The sequence below is a fragment of the Picosynechococcus sp. PCC 11901 genome (assembly GCF_005577135.1).
In the GTDB taxonomy this organism is placed as follows: Bacteria; Cyanobacteriota; Cyanobacteriia; order Cyanobacteriales; family MRBY01; genus MRBY01.
The window spans coordinates 2,428,543-2,442,016 of the sequence record NZ_CP040360.1; the positions used below are offsets into that span (position 1 = coordinate 2,428,543).

General features: G+C 47.7%; 12 protein-coding genes. 8 read left to right on the forward strand and 4 right to left on the reverse strand.

Going from position 1 to position 13,474, the window contains the following annotated elements; genetic code table 11:
• Window positions 1-11: 11 nt before the first annotated feature.
• Genes FEK30_RS12710 through ntcA form a run of 3 tightly spaced genes read right to left on the reverse strand, consistent with a single transcriptional unit; the run spans window position 12 to window position 2,582 of the window.
• Window positions 12-413 carry a pre-16S rRNA-processing nuclease YqgF gene (locus FEK30_RS12710; protein WP_138073383.1) on the reverse strand — a complete coding sequence of 134 codons (402 nt, stop codon included), beginning with the start codon at window positions 411-413 and terminating at the stop codon, window positions 12-14.
• Between the two features lie 14 nt (window positions 414-427).
• Window positions 428-1,798, reverse strand: a complete 1,371-nt coding sequence (locus tag FEK30_RS12715; RefSeq protein WP_138073384.1) for a DUF3084 family protein — start codon at window positions 1,796-1,798, stop codon at window positions 428-430.
• Window positions 1,799-1,850: 52 nt separating this feature from the next.
• Window positions 1,851-2,582, reverse strand: a complete 732-nt coding sequence (gene ntcA / locus FEK30_RS12720; protein ID WP_232308876.1) for a global nitrogen regulator NtcA — start codon at window positions 2,580-2,582, stop codon at window positions 1,851-1,853.
• A 280-nt stretch (window positions 2,583-2,862) separates the two neighbouring features.
• On the opposite strand from ntcA, the gene fabI reads away from it, so the two are divergent.
• The 3 genes from fabI (at window position 2,863) to FEK30_RS12735 (ending at window position 5,244) form a co-directional block, all read left to right on the forward strand.
• Window positions 2,863-3,639 carry an enoyl-ACP reductase FabI gene (fabI, locus tag FEK30_RS12725; RefSeq protein ID WP_012307288.1) on the forward strand — a complete coding sequence of 259 codons (777 nt, stop codon included), beginning with the start codon at window positions 2,863-2,865 and terminating at the stop codon, window positions 3,637-3,639.
• 76 nt (window positions 3,640-3,715) lie between these two features.
• Window positions 3,716-4,588, forward strand: coding sequence for a 16S rRNA (cytosine(1402)-N(4))-methyltransferase RsmH (rsmH, locus tag FEK30_RS12730; protein ID WP_138073385.1), 873 nt, complete (start codon window positions 3,716-3,718; stop codon window positions 4,586-4,588).
• Window positions 4,589-4,662: 74 nt separating this feature from the next.
• Window positions 4,663-5,244, forward strand: a complete 582-nt coding sequence (locus tag FEK30_RS12735; RefSeq protein WP_030006946.1) for a Uma2 family endonuclease — start codon at window positions 4,663-4,665, stop codon at window positions 5,242-5,244.
• Here FEK30_RS12735 and FEK30_RS12740 read toward each other — a convergent pair whose 3' ends face one another.
• Window positions 5,245-5,838 (reverse strand): Uma2 family endonuclease, encoded by a 594-nt coding sequence (locus FEK30_RS12740; protein WP_138073386.1) that lies wholly within the window; start codon window positions 5,836-5,838, stop codon window positions 5,245-5,247.
• 131 nt (window positions 5,839-5,969) lie between these two features.
• On the opposite strand from FEK30_RS12740, the gene FEK30_RS12745 reads away from it, so the two are divergent.
• The 5 genes from FEK30_RS12745 (at window position 5,970) to FEK30_RS12765 (ending at window position 13,387) form a co-directional block, all read left to right on the forward strand.
• Entirely contained in the window at window positions 5,970-7,094 is a 1,125-nt protein-coding gene (locus FEK30_RS12745) for a THUMP domain-containing class I SAM-dependent RNA methyltransferase (RefSeq protein WP_138073387.1), read from the forward strand.
• Window positions 7,095-7,159: 65 nt separating this feature from the next.
• Entirely contained in the window at window positions 7,160-8,611 is a 1,452-nt protein-coding gene (locus FEK30_RS12750; protein ID WP_138073388.1) for a serine/threonine-protein kinase, read from the forward strand.
• A 121-nt stretch (window positions 8,612-8,732) separates the two neighbouring features.
• Entirely contained in the window at window positions 8,733-11,339 is a 2,607-nt protein-coding gene (gene acnB, locus FEK30_RS12755; protein ID WP_138073389.1) for a bifunctional aconitate hydratase 2/2-methylisocitrate dehydratase, read from the forward strand.
• Between the two features lie 93 nt (window positions 11,340-11,432).
• Entirely contained in the window at window positions 11,433-12,473 is a 1,041-nt protein-coding gene (locus tag FEK30_RS12760; RefSeq protein ID WP_138073390.1) for a DGQHR domain-containing protein, read from the forward strand.
• A gap of 5 nt (window positions 12,474-12,478) precedes the next feature.
• Window positions 12,479-13,387 carry a hypothetical protein gene (locus FEK30_RS12765; RefSeq protein WP_138073391.1) on the forward strand — a complete coding sequence of 303 codons (909 nt, stop codon included), beginning with the start codon at window positions 12,479-12,481 and terminating at the stop codon, window positions 13,385-13,387.
• Window positions 13,388-13,474: the final 87 nt, after the last annotated feature.

The window sequence follows — 13,474 nt, forward strand, 5'->3', positions numbered from 1 at the left end:
TTTTTTGCTGTTTAGGCTGGGTTGAGATAGCGTTCGACCAATAAAATCGCCACGATATCGTCAATGGGTCGGGGAGGTAAACGCATTCCCTGGGGAAGCAATCTCTGGAGCAAATTGGGCGGATACATCTGCCAATAGCGATCGCGGGCTTCGAGGGTGCTATTGCGTTCATTGACAAAGGCGATCGCCATGTCTGGGGGCAAAACAGCGGTGAGCTTTTGATGCCATTCTTTAGCCGTCGTTTGATTGCCCATGACCACCAGGGAAACATCATACCTTTGGCACCATTCTTTCGCGATGTTGGGCGCTTGATCCGCCGCAATGACGCCGTGGTTCAACAATTGCCCTTGGTCATCCAGCGCCGCAAGGCCACATTTGTCACGGCCTGGGTCAAACCCAAGATAAACGCTCATGTACTCTTCTTGTCCTATTGTCTGATGACGATTCTACCGTTACTGAGGCCCACTAATTCTAAGCGGAGGGGGCCTGCCGTAAAACCATTTTCGATGGCGATCGCCCGAATTTCTGTCACGGGTTCTGGTGCATTATTGAGGGCTTCGACAAAATTGATAATGTGACCGACATTGCCATCTTTGACCTGAATATCCCCCAGAACCCCGGCTCGCCGCGCCCGGAATTGCGCTGCCCCCAACAGAAAATCCACTGGACGCCGGGCCGCAGTAGGATTTTGTACACTCAGCTCCTCTAGGGACAAAGTGGCAATCACTTCCCCGGCGCGAAAAACCTGCTCATTTAAAGTCACATCCGCAAACACTTGGACGGAACCTTCCCCCTGGAGGTAGTTCCCCGCCGCCAGGAGGCGCACCACGTAGTCCCGACCATCGGCGATTTGCCCTAGGAGTTGTTGCACTTGGGCATTGGTAATTTGCACCACCCGCGCCTCAAAGTCAGGATTAACGCCTCCGGTGGCAATGATCGCGTTGCGATTCGCTTCCCGGAGCAGCTGATCAACGGCTTGGCTGGCTGCTTTGGGATCAATAATCCGCACCACCCCAAAGGCTAAAACTTGCCCTGTGGTGAGGGCGACATTCCCACTCCGGAAATTGATGTAGTTGGCTTCGAGGATATCAATTTGCTGTTCTAGGGAGCCAATCTGATTTTCTAGGCCCGTGAGCACTTGATCTTTTTGGGCGATCGCCTGGTCGAGTTGGGCAATGCGACCATCGCGCTGGTTGATCTCGGCTTGGAGCTCACTTTGTTGGGCTTCTAGGGCTTCGATCTGCTGGGAGCGTTCCTCAATAATGGTGTTTTGTTGATTGAGCTGGGCGCGGAGGGTTTCACTTTGGGCCTGGAGGCGATCGCGCTGTTGCCGCAAGGTCGTTTGCTCTGTGGTGAGCGCATTAATATCAGCCTGAAGTTCGCTGGCCTGTTCCCGAAAACCCGCCAGTTGAGTTTGGGCCGTTTGAAATTTTGCTTCAATTTCTTGTAAATCTTGTTCTGCTTCTAGGCGATCGTCCCTCGCGGCCTGTAACTCTTTTTCAATCTTTTCCTTTTCTGCCGTCACATCCATCAACTCTTGCCGCCGCTGGGCGAGGATTTCGTCCAACTGAAAAACCCCCTGGCGCAAGGACTTGCTCAAGCCAAACAATAACCCCAAGGTGCTGGCGGCGATCACTGTTCCCGTCATTACCGTGACGACCACCGCCGTCTGTTTTGGCCGCAGATTAAATAATGTAAGCCGCGCTTTGCCGACCTTACTACCAAGGCGATCGCCCAGTGCCGCCAGGATGCCCCCCAAGATTAAAACTGAAAAGATTAGTACAAAAGCACTGGTCATTTAACAAAAAGGTGACATCCAAACACACAAGTATGACTTCTCTACTTTAGCGTTAAGCGAACTGTTGACTCAGGTTTACGGGGTCATGGACGGTAATTTTTTTCTTATAAATCGAAATCATGTCCTGTTCCCGGAGTTCTCCCAGGAGGCGCGTTACTGTCACCCGTGTCGAACCAATTGCTTCGGCGATCGCCTGGTGGGACAGTTTGAGATCAATGCGAATCCCCTCATCGGTCGGCACCCCAAAATCTCGACAGAGAATTAACAAGAAACTCACCAGACGTGAGCCCATATCCCGGTGGGCCAAGGTTTCAATCATCATCTCCGTTTGTAAAATCCGTGACGACAGCCCTTTTAGCATTAACATCGCTAATTCTGGGTGCTCATTAAGCGCCTTTTGCACCTGCTCAATGGGAGCCGATAACAGTTCCACAGGGGTAAAAGCCACCGCATGGTAAAAGCGATCCGACTTTTGTCCCGTGAGTAGCGATAAAACCCCAAAGACACTATTCTCCCGGAGCAGGGCCACCGTAATTTCTTCCCCCGCTTCATAGACCCGAGACAGCCGGACAGCTCCTTTCAGAAGAAAATAAACCCGTTCCGCTGGGTCCCCCGGAAAAAAGATCGTCTTGCCCCGGTCATAGTTCTCCACAACAGGTGGGAAGGGGCCACTGTGAAACTGACGAAACGCTGTCGCAAGGTCTGTAATTTGAGTCGCAGGTAGTTCAGGCACTGGATTGGCAGAAGAGAAAGGAGGTTGGTTGAAATCAGGGTTGTACATCATAGATTCTGTTGGGCAACAGTTCCCCACCGTGATGGGTGAAATATCAGCGCTCAGTGTGCAGAGACCATGAGCATTCCCCTTAAACTAAATCTTACTCTGGTATAGTATTTTGTACTTTTTGCTTCAAAATAATTATGGATTTCTGGGTTAGTTCCCAGGCATTTTGCAGAATTTTCCCTGATTTGCCCTAAAGTAGCCGTTTGCATCGAAGTCACCAGAGCGCGAAGATAATATACGCTGGCTTCTTGGCTTTAATTTTTTATACTTTTTGAGAACCCATATGCTTGATTTAACCGGAAAAAATGCCCTAGTCACTGGGATTGCAAATAATAAGTCCATTGCCTGGGGGATCGCCCAACAATTACATGCCGCCGGGGCAAATATTGGGGTTACCTATCTCCCCGATGATAAGGGACGGTTCGAGAAAAAAGTAGGTGAGCTTGTGGCGCCCCTCAACCCTTCCCTTTTTCTCCCCTGTAATGTGCAGGATGATGCCCAGGTGGATCAAGTGTTTGAGTCTGTCAAAAAAGAGTGGGGCAAGTTAGATATTTTGATCCATTGCCTTGCCTTTGCGAACCGCGAAGATTTGACGGGTGATTTTAGTGATACTTCACGGGATGGGTTCAATACGGCCCTTGACATTAGTGCCTATTCTTTAACGCGTCTGGCCCGGGGGGCGAAAACCGTGATGACCGAAGGGGGCGCCATTGTGACCCTGACTTATTTGGGTGGGGTGAAAGTCATCCCTAATTACAATGTGATGGGTGTGGCAAAATCAGCCCTCGAAATGAGTGTGCGTTATCTCGCGGCGGATCTTGGCCCCAGTAATATTCGTGTGAATGCCATTTCGGCTGGCCCAATCCGGACTCTGGCTTCCTCGGCGGTGGGTGGCATTCTCGATATGATTCACCATGTGGAAGCAACGGCTCCTCTGCGTCGGACTGTGACCCAAAAGGAAGTGGGTAATGCGGCGGCGTTCCTCTGTAGTGATCTTTCGAGTGGGGTCACGGGTCAAGTGCTCTATGTGGATTCTGGCTACGAAATTATGGGAATGTAATGTCCTGGTTTAGTGGCGATCGCCCTTGGGTTCCCCCTCAGTGATAGGGGGATTTTGTTTTTTATTGGATGGATTCATGGCGGCAGAGTTTAAGCATATTTCGGTGTTGCGAGAAGAGTTGGTAGCGGGCTTGGGAGTAAAACCAGGGGGTCATTACCTCGATGTAACCCTAGGGGGAGGTGGCCATACAGAATTGATTTTGCAGCAATATCCCGATGTGCGGGTGACGGGGATAGACCGGGATAGCCAGGCGATCGCCGCGGCGTCAGAACGATTAAAATCCTTTGGCGATCGCTTCCGGGCGGTGCGGTCAAATTTTGGCGAGTATAATCCCCAAGGAGAAAAATTTGATGGGATTATCGCTGATCTTGGGGTGAGTTCGGTGCAATTTGATCAAGGCGATCGCGGCTTTAGTTTTCGTTTTGATGCCCCCTTGGATATGCGCATGGATCAGCAACAGGTCTTAACAGCGGCGGATATTGTCAACACCTATGAGGAAAAGGCGTTGGCGAATCTGTTCTATGAGTATGGTGATGAACGATTGTCACGACAAATTGCGAAAAAAATAGTCATGAAACGCCCGATTCAGACAACTAAAGAGCTAGAAGAAATTGTGTTTTATACCTATCATCCCAAGGCCAGAAAAGCGAAAATTCATCCGGCAACAAGGGTCTTTCAAGCATTACGCATTGCCGTCAATGGTGAACTCGATGCGCTGCAATATCTATTAGTCAATGCCCCTCAATGGCTTAAACCCCAAGGCCGATTAGGGATTATTAGTTTCCATAGTTTAGAAGATCGCTTGGTTAAAAATGCTTTTCGGCAGCGGGACATTTGGCGGGTTCTAACAAAAAAGCCAATGGTTGCCAGTGAAACGGAAATTAACCAAAATCCCCGGGCACGATCCGCAAAATTACGCTTTGCCGAGTTGAAAGAAATAACAGAATAGGCGATCGCCTTTTTCTGAAACAGACAAGCTAAGCTGGATGCAGACAAAATTTTCTGGCGATGGGGTCTAGCGTAATGAATTTCACCCTCAGTCTTCCCGATACATGCAGGCTCAGTGGCGAACAATTTTTTGAGTTGTGCCAAAACAATCCGGACTGCCGCTTTGAACTCAGTACCCAAGGAGAATTAATTATCATGCCACCGACGGGCGGAGAAACTGGACGACGCAATATTAAGCTATCTGCCCGCCTAGAAATATGGAGTACAACAAATCAACAAGGCGTTGCGTTTGATTCTTCCACTTGCTTTAAGTTGCCCAATGGTGCCCACCGTTCTCCAGATGCGGCCTGGGTAAGCCGTCACCGTTGGGATGCCCTCACCGCTACCGAAAAAGCGAAGTTTCCGCCCCTCTGTCCAGATTTTGTTGTGGAAATTCGTTCCCCTAGCGATCGCCTCCAAACCCTCCAGGAAAAGATGCAGGAATATCAAGACAATGGCGCAAAATTAGGCTGGCTGATTGATCCGACCACGGAGCGGGTAGAAATTTATCGAGAAAACCAAGCGCCAGAAATTTTAGAGCAACCAAATTGTCTTTCTGGAGAACAAGTTTTATTAGGCTTTGAACTCGATTTAAACCCCATTTGGCATCTGGATTAATTATTTTTGGGGATATTGGGCCGTAAAGGTCTGGATTGCTTCTAATCGCGACGGCATTAGCACACATTGCGCTAACAGTTCAAAGTCAAGATCTGGCAGCAATTTACTTTTGGATAAAGCTTGGTAGGTATTTTCTTCGAGGACATAAATTGAAAATTTTTCCGCTTGCCACAGCCAAACTTCCTGAATGCCGAGGCGTTGATATTTTTCGAGTTTCTGGGGACTACCGCTGGTGACATTGACTTCAATGGCGAGATCGGGATGCTCTTTTTGTTCACCGAGATAATAGGATTCGTCTGGTTCAAAGGAAACGGATTTTTCTCGCGAGACACGGGTGGCACTCCCGACAGGATAAAATTCGATACCTTGACTAAACAAATATAGTTCTACGAGAAAGCCGATAATGGTTTTGATGGATTCGTGGTATTCCCCCAGGGTCATCAGTTCAATTACTCCGTCTAGGTAGGTGATCCGCAGGCTGGAAGCTTGACCGATCGCCGTTTGGATCGCTTGGAATTCTTCCCAACTGTAGCGGCCAGGGAGGATTAAGCTTTGGGTTTCGGTGAGGACGGGTCGGCTCGTGGCAACGGTCATAAAATCGTCCCTCGTGCTGGGTGATGGTATGTTCTATCCTACCGAATTCGGATTAGGAAAAAGGCGATCGCCCCATCCCTTACACTGGGGGATAATCTTTCCGGCAAACAATTTCAGGCGATAGATATAGAATGCAAACCTATTTTGCAACGGTAGCCCAGGGCATTGAAGAGCTTGCGGCCCAGGAACTGACAAACCTCGGTGCCCAAGCAGTGAAAACAGAATATTGCGGGGTCTCTTTCCAGGGCGATCGCCAGTTATTGTACAAAGTCAATCTCTGGTCACGGTTGGCGTTTCGGGTGCTGGTACAGATTAAAAAAGTTAAAGCTTTTACAGCCAAGGAACTCTATCGGGGCGTGCAAAGCATTGACTGGTCTGAATACCTCGCGCCCAACCAAACCATCGCCGTCACCTGTACCGGTAAAAATAAAAATCTCAACCACACCCATTTCACCGCCCTCCAAGTGAAAAACGCGATCATCGATCAACAGCGGGATCAATTTGGCGATCGCTCCAGTGTCAATGTCGAAGATCCTGACGTGCTGATCAATGCCCACATTCGCGATAACCGTTGCACTATCAGCCTCGATAGCTCCGGCTATAGTTTGCACCGTCGGGGTTATCGGCCCGCCATGGGGAAAGCGCCCCTCAAGGAAAATTTTGCCGCTGGTCTCCTGGATCTCGCCGAATGGACGCCGGATCTGTCCCTCGTGGATCCCCTCTGTGGTTCCGGCACCTTTGTCATTGAAGCCGCCCTAAAAAGTTTGAATTTTGCCCCCGGCCTTTTCCATGGGGATTTTGGCTTTCAGCATTGGCAAGATTTTGATGCCGAACTTTGGCAAACCCTCCTCAACGAGGCCGAATATGCCACCAAAGACCAACTGCAACAGCCAATCATTGGCCAAGACCGCGATCAAGAAGTGATTCAACAGGCTTGGACGAATGCCGAAAATTGTGGCGTTGCCGACCATATCCAACTGGCTTGTCGGGAACTGGAACAAGTAGAAGCCCCCGCCGACCGTGGCGTGATTATCTGCAATCCGCCCTATGGCCATCGTCTCGGTGCCGATGAAGATCTAGGGCTGCTTTATAAACGCATTGGCGATATTTTCAAACAGCGGTTTAAGGGCTGGACGGGCTATATTCTTACGGGCAATGCAGAACTGGCGAAACGAGTCGGACTGCGGGCGTCGCGGCGCTTTGTGGTCTATAACGGTGGCTTAGAATGTCGCCTGCTGAAATACGAACTCTACTAAAGGGTTCTCTGTTAGGATGGGGGGCAAATTGACGCTCTTTTTTTACCCCATTTTTAAACCTTGGCATGGAGATCCTCTGCACTCGTCCCGGATGTCACCATCCCCAAAATCATTTTAGTGATCTCGATGATCCAACCCACCTAAAAACAGCCCAGCAGAAATATTGCACCAGTTGCGGGATGCATTTAATTTTGGGTGGCCGCTACCTTCCCCAAAAACTTCTCGGTCAGGGGGGCTTTGGGACGGCTTTTTTGGCACGCGATCGCTATACGCCGACCATGCGCCTGTGCGTGGTGAAACAGTTTCAGCCCATGGGGAATTTAGATGATCAGCAGTTGGCCATGGCCCAGGAATTGTTTGAGCGGGAGGCCCATGTTTTAGAACGGATCGGCAACCGTCACCCCCAAATTCCGGATTTGTTTGCCTTTTTCCCGTTGATCGTGCCCCAACCCCAGGGCCAGGGAACAGCCCAATATTTTTATCTCGTGCAAGAGTACATCGAGGGGAAAGATCTAGAACAGGAATTAGCGGCACGGGGTAAGTTACCAGAGACGGAAGTTAAAGAAATTTTTGTGTCGATGTTGCAGGTTCTGGCCTTTGTCCACGACCAGGGCACGATCCATCGGGATATTAAACCGTCGAATATTATGCGCCATGTGGACGGAGAACTTTATCTGCTGGACTTCGGGGCAGTGAAGGAAGTCACGGCAGGGGCAGGGGCGGCCAGTGCATCCCAACGTTCGACGGGGATTTATTCACCGGGCTATGCACCACCGGAACAGATGCGGGGGGCGCAGGTTTATCCAGCGACGGATCTCTATGCGTTGGCAGTGACCTGTATTGTGTTGCTCACGGGGGAAACGCCGGAAACATTGTTTGATGGGTATCAGAATAAATGGCAGTGGCGCAAATTTATCCAAAAAATTGAACCGCGCTTTGGGGCGCTTTTGGATTTGATGTTGGAACCCACCCCAGGCGATCGCCCAAAATCTGCCCAGGTCGCCCTCAAACTTTTAGACTTGCCTAACCAGCAACAAGGCTCCGCTCAACCTGCCACCGCCGCCACAAGGGTACAGCCCCCAGCCCCGGCAAAATCCCCTAAACAACAAAAACAGCCACCCCTTGCGCCACCAAAAAAAACGCCACCCCCTGCGAAAGCCCCGACTGCGAGCCAAGCTGCCACTGGCTCTGTTGTGCCCCTCCTCATTGGGGTGGGGTTTACGGGCTTTGAGGGGGTGTTATTAATGCCCCTTGTGGGGACTTTCCTCGCGGGCAATGTGGGCATGGGCGTTTGGGGGGCGGCCATGGGGTTAATCATTTTGGCGATCGCCCAACGTATTCTTGAACTGAAGGAAATGGTGATCCTCGGTGCCATTACCCTGGGGGCGGCTTTTTTCCTGGTGCAAACTATGGAATTTACCACCCTGGCAATGATTGCTGTTTTAGTTGGGGCGGGCTTGGTGGCGGCGATCGCCTTGTTTACCCTGATTTACCGTTTGCTCCAAAAAATTCTTTAAACAGCCCAGCTTTGCCTTACTTCTATGGACAATCCAAGACTGAGATTGTTCACCCATAGCGCCATTACAGCGGGCATTACAATAGAGTATCTAAAACGTTAGATAACCGATAGATCTCCCTATGCTAGAAGCCTACCGCAAACACGCCGCCGAACGCGCCCAATTGGGAATTCCCCCTTTACCGCTAACCGCAGAACAAACCTCTGAACTCTGCGATCGCCTCAAAAATCCCCCCAAAGCAGAACAAGCAGAACTGCTGAGTTTATTGCGCGATCGCGTTCCCCCTGGCGTTGACGAAGCCGCCTATGTGAAAGCGGGTTTTTTAACCGGAATTGCCAAAAAAGAAATTACCTGTCCCCTGATCAGTCCCCAGGGTGCAGTCGAACTCCTCGGCACAATGGTCGGTGGCTATAACGTCCAATCCCTCGTCGAACTCCTCAAATCCCCCGACAGCAATATTGCCAGTGCCGCCGCCACTGCCCTGAGTAAAACCCTGTTGGTTTTTGATGCTTTTAACGATGTCCTCGAACTGTCCGAAAGCAACACTTACGCTAAACAAGTGATCGATGCCTGGGCAGAAGCCGCTTGGTTTATTGGTAAGCCCAAAGTTCCCGAGGCGATCGCCGTTACTGTCTTTAAGGTTCCCGGCGAAACCAACACCGATGACCTTTCTCCCGCGCCCCACGCCACGACTCGCCCCGACATTCCCCTCCATGCCCTCGCAATGTTGGAATCAAAAATGCCAGAGGGGCTAGAAACCATCGCTGAACTGAAGCAAAAAGGTCATCCCGTTGCCTATGTCGGTGATGTGGTCGGTACCGGTTCCTCCCGGAAATCAGCGATCAACTCTGTACTATGGCACCTCGGTCACGACATTCCCTTTGTCCCCAACAAAAAAGCAGGGGGTTATATCCTCGGTGGTAAAATTGCCCCGATTTTCTTCAATACCGCTGAAGACTCCGGTGCACTGCCCATTGAGTGTGATGTCAGCAAGCTCAAAACAGGCGATGTGATCACCATTCATCCCTACGCAGGCAAAATTACCAACGAAGCGGGTGAAACAATCTCGACTTTTGAACTGAAGCCTGAAACGATCCTCGACGAAGTGCGGGCTGGTGGTCGAATTCCTTTGCTGATCGGTCGGGCACTCACCGACAAAACCCGTGAAGCCCTCGGACTAGAACCGACGACGGTGTTTGTGCGTCCCTCCCTGCCCGAAGATACCCACAAAGGGTTTACCTTGGCACAAAAAATGGTGGGTAAAGCGTGCGGTTTAGAAGGGGTTCGTCCTGGGACATCCTGCGAGCCGATCATGACCACCGTGGGTTCCCAAGACACCACTGGCCCGATGACTCGCGATGAGCTAAAAGAGCTGGCTTGTCTCGGTTTCAATGCGGACTTGACCCTACAAACTTTCTGTCACACTGCCGCCTATCCGAAGCCAGTTGATGTCGTTACCCACAAGCAACTGCCCGACTTCTTTGCGACCCGTGGCGGTGTTGCCCTCAAACCCGGTGATGGCATTATTCACTCTTGGTTGAACCGGATGTTATTACCCGATACCGTGGGGACTGGTGGTGACTCTCATACCCGTTTTCCCCTGGGGATTTCTTTCCCGGCGGGTTCTGGTTTGGTCGCCTTTGCAGCGGCCCTCGGTGTAATGCCCCTTGATATGCCGGAATCTGTCCTCGTGAAATTTACGGGCGAATTGCAACCCGGTGTCACCCTCCGCGATATCGTGAATGCGATTCCCTGGGTGGCGATGCAACAGGGCAAACTGACCGTCGGCAAAGAGAACAAGATCAATGTCTTTAACGGTCGGATCATGGAAATGGAAGGTCTGCCGGATCTCAAGGTGGAGCAAGCCTTTGAATTGACCGATGCCACTGCCGAGCGTTCCTGTTCTGGTTCCACCATCAAACTCAGCGAAGAAACCGTTGCTGAATATCTGCGTTCTAACGTGGTTCTCATGAAGAACATGATCGCCCGTGGTTATTCCGATGCCCGGACTCTGCTGCGCCGCATTGCGAAGATGGAAGAATGGCTGGCGAATCCTTCTCTCATGTCGGCGGACCCTGATGCAGAATATGCAGATGTGATCGAAGTGAACCTAAGCGAGATCAAAGAACCCATTGTTGCTGCTCCGAACGATCCTGATAACGTCAAACTGATGTCTGAATGTGCCGGAGACAAGGTTGATGAGGTCTTTATCGGTTCCTGTATGACCAATATCGGTCACTATCGCGCAGCGGCGAAAATCCTGGAAGGGGCAGGTGTTGTCAAAGGTCGTCTCTGGATTTGTCCACCCACGCGCATGGATGAAAAGCAACTCCGGGATGAAGGGGTTTACGGTGTCTTTGCGGCGGCTGGTGCTCGGACAGAAATGCCTGGCTGTTCGCTTTGTATGGGGAACCAAGCCCGCGTTGAAGACAATGCAACGGTCTTCTCCACTTCAACCCGGAACTTCAATAACCGGATGGGTAAAGGCGCACAGGTGTACCTTGGTTCGGCGGAGTTGGCAGCGGTTTGTGCGCTCCTCGGTAAGATTCCCACGGTGGAAGAATACATGGCGATCGTTTCTGAAAAGATCGATCCGTTTAAGGGTGATCTGTATCGTTACCTCAACTTCAATGAGATTGATGGCTTTGAGGATGAGGGTCGCGTGATTGCCCTTGAGGATATGCCCAAGATTGAGGATCTCCTCGGTATGCCTGTAGGCACGAAATAGAACAATCTAAAAATCTGATTCTATAATGAGGGGTGTCAGGACTGACTTACCCCTCTGACTTTAATCAAGAATTAATTTTTTATACAAAATATAATGAATGATTTACAAATTCCAGCCTTTAAAATAGTACAAAACAAGACCGAAATGCTCATATTTTGCTGTCCAAATAAAGTAATTTATGAGCGCTTTGATGTTTCACGAAGAATTGATGACAAAATTTTAGGCTATCAGAGATCTTTTTCTAATGCAAAAATTAAGCAAATTAAAAATTATATACTTAATGAAAATGGAGTTATACCTAACTCAGTTCTTGTAAATATTGATAGTGAATGTTATTCTTATTCGGAGGATGAAAACCTTCTAACTCTACAAGGATCTCAAAACTCATTAGGTCTTATTATTGATGGACAACATAGACTGAAAGGTTGTTATGAGGCAAATCCAGAATTTGAAATCGTAGTCGTAGCCGTATTGGGCTTGTTAGTAAAAGAGCAAGCTGGGCTATTTGTAACCATCAATAAGACTCAAACAGGTGTGCCAGCTTCATTATACTTAGATTTAATGAATTTATTAGAAGGAGATATTGAAGATTTTGATGGAGAAGAAGTAAGTACGGAAAGGCGAGCGACTGAAATTGCTATTAGATTAAATGAAGATCCTAATAGCCCCTTATATGAATTAATTAGAAGAACAGGTGAGTCAGGACTAGGTATTTCATTAAATGAATTTGTTCGTCAAATCAAAGATTATGTAGCTCCAGGAAAAGGAAAGTTGGCGGGGTTTGGCTTTGAAGAACAATATAAAATTTTTAGAATTTACTTTCGTGCTATCAAAGCAGTTTTCATAGAACAGTGGGAAAATGAAAACTCATATATACTGAAAACTGTTGGTTTCGGGGGATTAATGAAGGCATTCTATGAAATCTTCAATATTGTTCTTCAACAACATCAAAAATTTGATACTGACAATTTAATTAGTACTTTTAAATTTATTGAAGATTTTAAGTTTGACAGGGATACATTGCCTAGTGGTGGTGGTGTAAATGCTCAAAAAGCGGCAGGTGAGCTAATTATCAGGTCATTAAAAGAGAAAATGAAGAACTCAGAGAATCTAGTTAGTATAATTGGAGAATAACTATTTTGCCATTAGCGCTTGAAGATGTTGCTATCGCATTTCAAAATTGTAATGGAGAGGCAAAATGGTCATTAAAAGAATATTTGAAAAGTCTAGATAAAAATAAACAGCAATACGAAACGGGCTTTGTTGTTGACAAAGCATATAATTATATTCTGACAGATATTGAATGTCTATTGTCCAAAGCAATTCTAAATATTTGTGCTGCAGACCTTTTAATTAAAAATGGATTTTTTAGCTGGGGATTTGTTACTTCGTACTACGCAAACTTTTTTCTTGCACAAAGTATAAATAGATTATATTTGAATTTTTTCACTTGGATAAATAGTTCGGTAATATGTTCATATTCTAATTACATCGAACAAGAGCTTAAAGTCCAAGCTTATAATAAATCTTCTGATACTCACCAGCGGGAATTTCAAACTTTTTTTGAAAATTCTAGAATCTTCAGAGAGCAGAAAGGAATAGATAGATATTGGAATATCGGGATAAGACAATTTGACATGGCGAATAGCAAGGGAGAATCTGGGTTACGTAATTTTATCAATTATGAAATTACGTCTGAAAGCTTTGATGAACTAAATTTAGATGAAAATAAATTCAATCAAATAGTAAGAACCAACCAAACATCTCCCTTTAATTCTCCTAAAGAACAAGCTTCACAATATAAAAATTATGCCAGAAATAATATTAAATTGGCAATTTCAAGACTTAGAGTATCAACATATATTCTAAATTTTCTTGCTGTCAAAAATTTGGAATATAGAAGTTATTTTGAAAGGAAGATGAAAATGAGAATCCAAGCTATAGAATCAAAATATCCACATCTAAGTGATTGGATTCTTGATTTCTTTAAATCTTGGCTTGTTTTTAATTCAGAACTTATTACGGAAAGCGATGTTATTCAATTATGAACTCTAAGGTTATAAGATGCATTAATGAAATATGACGCACTTCTTGTTGCTATTGAACCCAAACAATTCATGCGTTAGCAAAGCGTA